Annotated in this window: 10 protein-coding genes; 4 read left to right on the top strand and 6 right to left on the bottom strand. The window is 68.2% G+C overall.

The window, feature by feature from the left end; genetic code table 11:
• Positions 1-217 (top strand): hypothetical protein (locus ACWF9G_RS17720; protein ID WP_452516451.1); only part of this gene is annotated, 217 nt, incomplete at its 5' end.
• 113 nt (positions 218-330) lie between these two features.
• On the opposite strand, the gene arc is transcribed toward ACWF9G_RS17720, so the two are convergent.
• A complete protein-coding gene (gene arc / locus ACWF9G_RS17715; RefSeq protein WP_452516449.1) occupies positions 331-2,091 on the bottom strand; it encodes a proteasome ATPase in 1,761 nt (586 codons plus the stop codon).
• Positions 2,092-2,283: 192 nt separating this feature from the next.
• Between arc and ACWF9G_RS17710 the strand changes: the two genes are divergently transcribed.
• Positions 2,284-2,814: a hypothetical protein gene (locus ACWF9G_RS17710; protein ID WP_379311278.1), complete on the top strand. Its 531-nt coding sequence runs from the start codon at positions 2,284-2,286 to the stop codon at positions 2,812-2,814.
• 150 nt (positions 2,815-2,964) lie between these two features.
• Positions 2,965-4,515 carry an acyl-CoA carboxylase subunit beta gene (locus ACWF9G_RS17705; protein WP_452516447.1) on the top strand — a complete coding sequence of 517 codons (1,551 nt, stop codon included), beginning with the start codon at positions 2,965-2,967 and terminating at the stop codon, positions 4,513-4,515.
• A 5-nt stretch (positions 4,516-4,520) separates the two neighbouring features.
• On the opposite strand, the gene ACWF9G_RS17700 is transcribed toward ACWF9G_RS17705, so the two are convergent.
• The 3 genes from ACWF9G_RS17700 to ACWF9G_RS17690 all read right to left on the bottom strand — a co-directional run bounded on the left by ACWF9G_RS17700 (position 4,521) and on the right by ACWF9G_RS17690 (position 7,213).
• Positions 4,521-5,030 carry a DUF4442 domain-containing protein gene (locus ACWF9G_RS17700; RefSeq protein WP_379311280.1) on the bottom strand — a complete coding sequence of 170 codons (510 nt, stop codon included), beginning with the start codon at positions 5,028-5,030 and terminating at the stop codon, positions 4,521-4,523.
• Between the two features lie 125 nt (positions 5,031-5,155).
• Positions 5,156-5,989 carry a tRNA (adenine-N1)-methyltransferase gene (locus tag ACWF9G_RS17695; protein WP_379311281.1) on the bottom strand — a complete coding sequence of 278 codons (834 nt, stop codon included), beginning with the start codon at positions 5,987-5,989 and terminating at the stop codon, positions 5,156-5,158.
• A gap of 78 nt (positions 5,990-6,067) precedes the next feature.
• Positions 6,068-7,213, bottom strand: coding sequence for a DUF7373 family lipoprotein (locus tag ACWF9G_RS17690; protein ID WP_452516446.1), 1,146 nt, complete (start codon positions 7,211-7,213; stop codon positions 6,068-6,070).
• Positions 7,214-7,292: 79 nt separating this feature from the next.
• On the opposite strand from ACWF9G_RS17690, the gene ACWF9G_RS17685 reads away from it, so the two are divergent.
• Positions 7,293-8,198, top strand: coding sequence for a RecB family exonuclease (locus tag ACWF9G_RS17685; RefSeq protein ID WP_379311283.1), 906 nt, complete (start codon positions 7,293-7,295; stop codon positions 8,196-8,198).
• 63 nt (positions 8,199-8,261) lie between these two features.
• Here the strand turns inward: ACWF9G_RS17685 and ACWF9G_RS17680 are convergent, their stop codons facing one another.
• Both ACWF9G_RS17680 and ACWF9G_RS17675 read right to left on the bottom strand, forming a co-directional pair.
• On the bottom strand, positions 8,262-9,389 hold the full coding sequence (locus ACWF9G_RS17680) for a YeiH family protein (RefSeq protein ID WP_452516444.1): 1,128 nt from the start codon (positions 9,387-9,389) through the stop codon (positions 8,262-8,264).
• Entirely contained in the window at positions 9,389-9,523 is a 135-nt protein-coding gene (locus tag ACWF9G_RS17675; RefSeq protein WP_379311285.1) for a hypothetical protein, read from the bottom strand. The genes ACWF9G_RS17680 and ACWF9G_RS17675 overlap by 1 nt, the downstream gene beginning before the upstream one ends.
• Positions 9,524-9,578 lie beyond the last annotated feature (55 nt).

Raw genomic sequence — 9,578 nt, 5'->3', positions numbered from 1 at the left:
GGTGACCCCGGCACGGGGCTGCGCAAGGGCCGCGGGCGGCGTCTCCCGGCTGGGAGACGCGGCCCTCGTCGTACGGCTGGTGGATCAGCCGGCGCTGATCGAACTGAACAGGTTCTGGATGGTCTGCAGGATGATCTCGGTCAGCAATTCAGCGGCGGAACCGGCCATGACAACACTCCTCGTTTACGAGTCCTCATCAGGTGTAACGAACATGTGAAGCGTGCCCTATCCACACTGTGTCGCGTGGCGTTTTCGTGAAAAAAATTCACACAACCCAGAGAAACGAGAAGGCCGCGTCCCCGACGGAACGCGGCCTTCCCGAACACGTGCCTACAGGTACTGACCGGTGTTGGACTCGGTGTCGATCGCGCGGCTGGCCGAGGCGTTCTTGCCGGTGACCAGGGTGCGGATGTAGACGATCCGCTCACCCTTCTTACCCGAGATCCTGGCCCAGTCGTCCGGGTTGGTCGTGTTGGGCAGGTCCTCGTTCTCGGCGAACTCGTCGACGATCGAGTCGAAGAGGTGCTGTATCCGCAGACCCGGGTTGCCGGTGTCGAGCACGGACTTGATCGCGTACTTCTTCGCCCGGTCGACGATGTTCTGGATCATCGCGCCGGAGTTGAAGTCCTTGAAGTACAGGACCTCCTTGTCACCGTTGGCGTAGGTGACCTCCAGGAACCGGTTGTCGTCGCTCTCGGCGTACATCCGCTCGACGACCTTCTCGATCATCGCCTCCACGCACGCGGCCTTGTCGCCGTCGAACTCGTGCAGATCGCTCTCGTGCAGCGGCAGCGTCTCGGTGAGGTACTTGGAGAAGATGTCCTGGGCCGATTCCGCGTCCGGCCGCTCGATCTTGATCTTCACGTCAAGGCGGCCCGGCCGCAGGATCGCGGGGTCGATCATGTCCTCGCGGTTGGACGCGCCGATCACGATGACGTTCTCGAGCCCCTCCACGCCGTCGATCTCCGAAAGCAGCTGCGGCACAACGGTGGTCTCCACATCGGAGGAGACACCCGAACCACGGGTGCGGAAGATCGAGTCCATCTCGTCGAAGAACACGATCACCGGCGTGCCCTCGGAGGCCTTCTCGCGCGCCCGCTGGAAGATGATCCGGATGTGGCGCTCGGTCTCACCGACGAACTTGTTGAGCAGCTCGGGACCCTTGATGTTGAGGAAGAAGGACTTGGCCTCCTTGGCGTCCTCACCGCGGGCTTCGGCGATCTTCTTGGCCAGCGAGTTGGCGACGGCCTTGGCGATCAACGTCTTACCGCAACCGGGCGGACCGTAGAGCAGCACACCCTTGGGCGGGCGGAGCGCGTACTCGCGGAACAGATCCTTGTGCAGGAACGGCAGTTCCACGGCGTCGCGGATCTGCTCGATCTGGCGGCCGAGACCACCGATGTCGGTGTAGTCGACGTCGGGAACCTCTTCCAGCACAAGGTCTTCGACCTCGGCCTTGGGCACCCGCTCGAAGGCGAAGCCCGCCTTGGTGTCGACCAGCAGCGAATCACCGGGGCGCAGTTTGCGAATCGGGGAATCGGGGTCGTCGATGTCGTCGTACTCGGCGATCTTGGACAGCGGCCCGGACAGCCAGACGACGCGCTCCTCGTCGGCATGACCGACCACCAGGGCGCGCCTGCCGTCGTCGAGAATCTCGCGCAGCGTGCCGATTTCACCGATGGCGTCGAACTTTCCGGCTTCGACGACGGTGAGCGCTTCGTTGAGCCGGACGGTCTGGCCGTACTCGAGCGTCGCGACGTCGATGTTGGGCGAGCAGGTGAGGCGCATCTTGCGACCGGAGGTGAAGACGTCGACCGTCTGATCGTCATAGCTGTGGATGACGATGCCGTAGCCGCTGGGCGGCTGGCCGAGGCGATCGACTTCCTCCCGCAGGGCTATCAGTTGCTGGCGCGCTTCCTTGAGCGTGTCCATCAACTTGCCGTTGCGGATGGTCAGCGAATCGATCCGTGCTTCCAATTCGCGTGCGCGATCCGGCGAGTCGGCGAGTTGCCTGCGGAGAGCAGCCGCCTCGGCGCGTACCGCCTCGAGCTCTCGCCAGGCCGCCGAATCGGAATTCTCGTTGGGGCTCATGATGCTGCTCCTCCCAGTCCCGGTCTTTCAACGCTACCGGGCGCGGTCCGTTCTCGCTTTCCGACATGGTTTCGTCGTGATCACATCTTGTACGGCGATGGGCCGGTCCAGGGCCGTGTTAGGCTCCCCTAACACCCCGCCCCGGGGCACTCGGCGAGTGCACTCGCCCATCGAGCCGAAAGGTTGCTGAGCATGCTCCTTCCTACCCGCACGATCCGTGTCACCGTCGCTACCGCTGCTGCGGCACTCGCCGTTACCGTCGGACTGACCGGTTGCGGCGGCTCCGACGATTCCTCGACGAACGCCACCAGCAGCAGTACCAGTATCGCGGCCGCTCCGTCCAGCATTTCGGCAACCCCGGCTCCGTCCGGTGACAACGCCGCCGCCCCCAGCGCCGATTCCCTGAAGGCGACGCTGATCAAGTTCGCCGACCCGGCACTGTCGACCGACGAGAAGGCGAAGCTGATCGTCAACGGCGACGCACGCAAGTCCAACATCGACCAGATGAACGGCATGCTGGCCGGCTACACCCTCACCTTCGCCGTCGACAACGTCGTGACCAGCGGAAACACCGCCACCGCCGATGTCACCATCACCTCGCCGCACGGCACGGCGCCCGCCTTCCCGGTCACCTGGGAGCAGGTCGACGGCACCTGGAAGCTCTCCGACGCCAGTGGCTGCCTGCTGCTCGGCTTCGCCCAGGCCCCCTGCACGCCCGCCTGAGGCCCGCGAGCGTCCCGGGTAGTCCGCGAGTACAGCCGGGGCCTTTCGCTCGCTGTGAACTGCACAGAGAACCCGCGGTAGCCGTTTCCCGGCGACGACCGTCCCTAGCGTGTCGCGAGACATGACCGTGTGGGCGAAGGGCTGGGTGCGATGCCGGGTACGCGAGAGAAGCTGGAGCAGCTGCGGGAGGCACTGGCGCAGGCCGCCGAACCCGCGGGGGCGAGCGGGGTCGCCAAGCGCGCGGCCAAGGGCATCCCGAGCGTCCGCGCACGGGTGCGCGCGCTGCTCGACCCCGGCAGCTTCCTCGAGATCGGGGCGATGGCCCGTCAGCCGGGCAATCCGAACGCCATGTACGGCGACGGGGTGGTCACCGGCCGCGGCCTGATCGACGGCAGGCCGGTCGTGGTGATCGCGCACGATCAGACCGTCTACGGCGGCACCGCGGGCGAGATGTTCGGCCGCAAGGTCGAGAACGCGCTGCGGTTCGCCTTCGACAAGGCGTGTCCGGTGGTCGCGATCAACGATTCCGGCGGTGCCCGGATCCAGGACGCCGTCGCCTCGCTGGCCTGGTTCGCCAAGATGAGCCGCCGCCAGGAGCGGCTGTCGGGGTTCGTGCCGCAGGTGTCGATCATGCTCGGCAAGTGCGCGGCGGGCGCGGTCTACGGGCCGGTCAACACCGATGTGCTCGTCGCCACGGAGAACTCGTACATGTTCGTCACCGGCCCCGAGGTGATCAAGGCCGTCACCGGCGAGGACGTGAGCATGGAGGAGCTCGGCGGCGCGCACAATCAGGTCCGCAACGGCACCATCCACCACGTGAGCGCCACCGAGGAGGAGGCCTTCGCCTGGGCCAGAGCGTATTTGAGCTTCCTGCCGTCGAGCTGCCTGGAGCTGCCGCCGATCGTCAATCCCGGCCTGGAACCCGAGACCACCGTCACCGACCGGGAACTCGACTCGATCATCCCCGACTCGGATCGGGAAGGCTACGACATGCACGAGATCCTGCTGCGGATCTTCGACGACGGTGATTTCCACGAGATCCGTTCCGGCACAGCCAAGAACCTGATCACCGGCTTCAGCAGGGTCGACGGCAGGCCGGTCGGTGTCGTCGCCAATCAGCCGCTGGTGCTCGGCGGCGCGATCGATGCCCGCTGCTCGGACAAGGCGACCCATTTCATCCGCCTGTGCAACGCCTTCGGGCTGCCGCTGGTCTTCGTCGCCGACACCCCCGGCGTCCTCCCCGGCATCGAGGAGGAACGCAACGGGGTGATCGTGCGCGGCGGCCGGGTGTTTCGCGCCATCATCGAGGCGACGGTCCCGATCGTCAATCTCGTCGTCCGCAAATCCTACGGCGGCGCCTACGGATTCATGGCGTGCAAGCAGATCGGCGCCGATGTCAGCTTCGCGTGGCCGACGGCGCGTATCGCGGTGATCGGCGCCGAGAGCGCGGTCGACCTGATCGGGCGCAAACAGCTCCAGCAGGTGCCCGAGGAGCAGCGCCCGGCCGTCCGTGACGCGATGATCGACCACTACAACGCCACCGTCGCCACGCCATGGGTGGCCGCCGAACGCGGCTACATCGACGCCGTCATCGAGCCGTCCCAGACCCGCCTGGAGATCCGGCACGCCCTGCGCCTGCTGCGGGAGAAGGAGCAGTCCGCGGAACCGAATCCCCGCAAGCACAGCCTGTTTCCGGTGTGAGGCGCTCAGTCCCGCAGCCGCCGGACATAGAGCTGCTGGGCGGCGCGGGCCACGAGTGTGCCGTTCCCGTCGACGATCTCGGCGCTGTGCTCGGTGATCGACTTCGCCCCCGACTCGGTGGCCTGCCGGATCTCGGCGACCTGCTCGCGCGACAGGCCCATGGTGGCGGTGACGGTTCCACGGCCCGGGGTGAGGAACTCGATGGACCCGGTGATGTTCCAGATCCGGTAGCCGCGACCGAGCTGGCCGTAGGCCATGATCGCGAAGAACGGGTCGGTCATCGAGTACAGGGTGCCGCCGAACGCGGCCCGGTTGGGATTGTTGCGGTTCCACGGACGCACCGTGTAGGCGACGCGGACCGAAGTCCAGTCGGCGGCAATGTGTTTCACGCGCACTCCGCCGAACAGGTACGGCGGGAAGACGTTGAACAGCGCGCGGTAGATCCGTGGTGACTCACCGGGATACAGCGTCCCGGCGGCCGGGTCCTTCGCGGCGGTCGGTTCGATTCTCGACATGGGGTCCCCTCCCTGCCCCGGCCGACGGGCCGGGATCCACGCCGCTCCCCGGGGGGCGGCTCTCGATGTGGGCACTCGGGCGCCCACATCGAAAGCTGCCCAGGATCAGGGGAGCCGAAACCTCGTCAGCCCTTCGACGGACGCCGCTGCGGCTTGGGGGTGACGGTACCTTCGGCGAGCCTGCGCGCGCTCACCAGGAACGCGGTGTGGCCCTGCATCCGGTGTTCGGGGCGAACGGCAAGGCCGACGACATGCCAGCCGCGGACCATCGACTCCCAGGAGCGCGGCTCGGTCCAGCACTCCTGCTCACGCAGCGCCTCGACGACCTTCGACAGCTGGGTGACGGTCGCGACGTAGCAGATCAGCACACCACCGGGCACCAGCGCCTTGGACACGGCGGGCAGCGCGTCCCACGGAGCGAGCATGTCCAGCACGACGCGGTCGACCTGCTCACCTTCGTAGTGGGCGACGTCGGCGACGGTCAGCGACCAGTTTGCCGGGCGTTCGCCGAAGAACGTCTCGACATTGCGAATCGCGTGCTCGGCGTGGTCGTCGCGGATCTCGTAGGAGATAACTTCGCCCTCGGGGCCGACCGCGCGCAGCAGCGAGCAGGTCAGCGCGCCGGAGCCCGCGCCCGCCTCGAGCACCCGGGCGCCGGGGAACACATCGCCCTCGTGGACGATCTGCGCGGCGTCCTTGGGGTAGATGACGGCCGCACCGCGCGGCATCGACAGCACATAGTCGACGAGCAGGGGGCGCAACGCCAGGTAGGGGGTGCCGTTGGTGGACTTCACGACGGTGCCCTCGTCGGTGCCGATGAGGTCGTCGTGCTTGATGCCGCCGCGGTGGGTGTGGAATTCCTTCCCTTCCTCCAGCACCACCGTGTAGAGGCGCCCCTTGGCATCGGTCAGCTGCACCCGGTCCCCGATGGCGAATGGACCGGTCCGTCTGGCCGTCATGTATCTCCGTTCTTCGAATGAAGCCTCCAGCCTGCCAGGTCCGCGCGATCACCCACCGAACGGGGTGACCCGTCGCGGCTACTTCGCCGCCGCCAGCACCCGCTGCTGCTCGCGGGCTCCGGCGTGCGCGTCGTCGCTGGTCTTGGCCCAGACCTCGGCGACATGTCGTCCGGCGGTGACCAGGCACACCCAGGCGTTGGCGTGCTCGTTGCCGTCGGTGAGGCAGGACACGCCGGGGACGTCGGCCGGTGCCGGGGCTGTCTTCATGTCCCGCGCGGTGCCGATCGCGGCGGCGGTGGCGGTGGCGAGTTCGGTCGCGCCCGCCGCGTCGGCGGCGCGGTAGACGGTGCTGCCCTTGTTCGCCATCGCGCTCACACCCACCTTGGGGTAGAGCGTCACCGCGGCCTGCTGGTCCTCGGCGAACAGCAGCGCGGCGTGCTGCCGGTAGGCCCCGCGGCCGCCGCCGTTGTCGCCGACGGAGAGCGCGTAGATGCCGTCCGGGTCGTAGGGCAGCCGGGCGAGCTCGGATTCCGGTGTCGGAGTGAACGCTTCGAGCAGCGGCCGCTGACGTTTCAGGGCTTCGACGACGGTCGCCTCGATCTCGGAACGCCCGCCGGCGCGGACTTCGGTGAAGATCACATAGTCGCGGTAGGGCGTGAAGGCCATGCCCTCGAGCCTGCCCCGTTCCTCGAGGAGCACGAACCGGGCCTCCGGGGCGTCGGCCACGGTGGCGGGGGTCCAGTCGGCGCTCTGCATCATCCCGCGTTCGGAGGTCGCGGCCGCCGCGAACTCGGTGGCCGCGGAGGCCGCCGTGGCGGCATCGGGGAAGCGCATCACGCCGTGGGTGAGCCAGTCGGTCCCGGCGGTGCCCTTGCCGCCGTTGGAACGCTGGCTGAGGAAACCGGCCAGCAGGTCGTTGGCGTCGGCGACGGCCGCGATCGCGGCGTGGTGTCCGGTGGAGACCATCAACCGGGCCGAGGTGAGGACATCTGAGCTTGCGTGGCGCACATACCGCGGGTCGATGTCGGTGGGCAGCGCCAGCACCTCCGCGATCCGCATGCCCTCGGCCAGCTTGCCCGTCCGCAGTGCCTGCTCCGGACTCTCGGTGGTGGTCGCCGCCGACGACGTCGGTGCGGGTACCCGCACCGTCTTGCCCGGTTCCTCGCACGCGCTCAGCGCGATCATCGCGGCCACGGCCGCCCCCACCCGAATCATTCGACGCATGCGGTGATCTTGGCAGAACGGCACCGCCGCGACCGAATCGCCGGGATCGGTGTCGGTGGCTGCCGATACCCTGCGAACTATGTCAGTGCCCGTGTCCGCGTCCCTCGCCGACGACACCGCCGGTGAACCGGTCCGCCGGTCGCGTCCGGCGTTGTCGCCTTCGCGGGCAGCCGATTTCAAGCAGTGTCCGTTGAAGTACCGGTTGCGGGCGGTCGACCGGATTCCGGAGCCGCCGTCGCGGGCCGCCGTGCGCGGCACCGTCGTGCACGCGGTGCTCGAGGACCTGTTCGGGCTGCCCGCGGCCGATCGCCATCCGCGGCGGGCCGCCGAGCTGGTGCCCGGTGCGTGGGATCGGGTGCGCGCCGATCGCGACGGTATCGACGAACTGGTCGCCGCCGACGGCCCGGAGGCGCTGTTCGAGGAGGTGCGGCGGCTCGTCGAGAGTTACTACGAGCTGGAGGACCCGACCAGGTTCGAGCCGCACGCGCTCGAGGAGCGGGTGGAGGTCGATCTGGCCGGTGAGATCCCGCTGCGCGGGTTCGTCGATCGCATCGATGTCGCCCCGAACGGTCTGCTGCGGGTCGTCGACTACAAGACCGGCCGCGCCCCCGGCCCGCTGCACGAGGCGCGCGCGCTGTTCCAGCTCAAGTTCTACGCGCTGATGATCCTGCGCACCCGCGACATCGTGCCCGCCCAGCTGCGCCTGATCTATCTGGCCGACAAGGTGCTGCTCACCTATGCCCCCGACCGCGAGGAACTGGAGCGCTTCGAACGCATCCTGATCGCGCTGTGGCAGGCGATCCTCGAGGCGGGCCGCACCGGCGACTTCCCGCCGAATCGCAACGCCCTGTGCCGCTTCTGCGATTTCCAGAGCCTGTGCCCGGAATTCGGCGGCACCCCGCCGCCGTATCCGGGGTGGCCGCAGCAGGATTCGGCGCCGGTCGAGCTGGGTCTGCCGGACGTGCGGCCGCCCGAGGACGTCTGAGAGCCGGACGCCCCGCCGGACCGGCTTGCGCGGCCGCCGATCACCGACGGCCGCGCGGCGGGCTCACACGGTGAAGTCGCGGAACAACAGCACCGAAAGACCGAGGCCGACGGCCAGATTCACCACGGCGGCGGACCCGAAGACGGCGATCGGACGCCAGCCCGCCTCCCGCAGACCGCGCAGCGAGAACTCCAGGCCGATGGAGACGAAGGCCAGGATCAGGAACCAGGTGCGCAGATCGTTGATGATCGCGATGTGCGCGGCGCCGGTCTTCTTGTCGACCGACTGCAGATACAGGGTGCCGATGACCGAGGCGGCGATGAAGCCGAGCACGAACTTCGGGAACCTGGACCAGAATTCGCCCAGGCTCGGCCTTGCCGCGCCCGGGGTGCGGTCGACCCGGAAGGCGAACCAGGCGGTCAGCGCGATCGCGACGAGCCCGATCAGCGCGTTCTGGGTGGTCTTGACGATCGTGGCGATCTTCAGGGCGTCCTCACCGGTGAGCGCGCCCGCCGCGGCCACCGCCGCCGTGGTGTCGATATTGCCGCCGATCCAGGCGCCCGCCACCGCGTCCGACAGGCCCAATGCCTCGGCGAGCCACGGCAACAGGAAGATCGACGGCAGCGCGAAGATGATCACCAGCGACGCCGCGTAGGCGATCTGCTCCCGCCGTGCCTGCACCGCCCCCGCCGCCGCGATCGCCGCGCTCACCCCGCAGATCGACACCGCCGAGGACAGCAGCGCCCGCAGCTTGTCGTCGAGCCCGAGCTTGCCACCGAACCACCAGGTGAACCCGAAGACGATGGTGATCAGCGCCAGCGCCTGCACGATCGACGGTCCCGCCGCCGTCACCAGGATCTTCAGATTGATCGACGCGCCGAGCAGCACCACCCCGGTCTTGATGAAGAACTCGGTCCGGAACCCGGCCGAAAGCCGTTCCCGCAGGCCGAGTTTGCTCAGCACGACATTGCCGATCAGGCCGATCGCGATCGCGTACACGGGGTATTCGACCGACTTGGCGATCCGCTTGAACGGCGTGTCCGCCGCCCATTGCGGCACCTGGGTGTCGAAGAAGCGGGTCAGCGCGCCGAGCGCGAGCACGAGCAGGATCCCGGCCACGATGTCGGTGCTCGTCGGGCGCGGATTCGCTTGCAGCGCAGCGGTTTCCGTCGTGGTCTTCGGCTCGCTCATCACGGCACCAGCCACTCGGGGATCGCCCCGACCAGAACGAGACCGATCAGCGCGAGGCCGACGACCGTGGCCAGCCAGTCCTCGTTCCACGTGAAGGCGCTACCCGGCCGCGGCTCGGGCTGTGTTCCGGACATGGTGACTCCTTGCGTTCCTCATCGAGAAACCGCAAGGTAGCAACGCGCTCCCCGG

Source organism: Nocardia sp. NPDC055029, assembly GCF_053608525.1.
The sequence above is the reverse complement of the archived record's forward strand: the minus strand, read 5'-3'. Positions and strand labels throughout refer to the sequence as shown.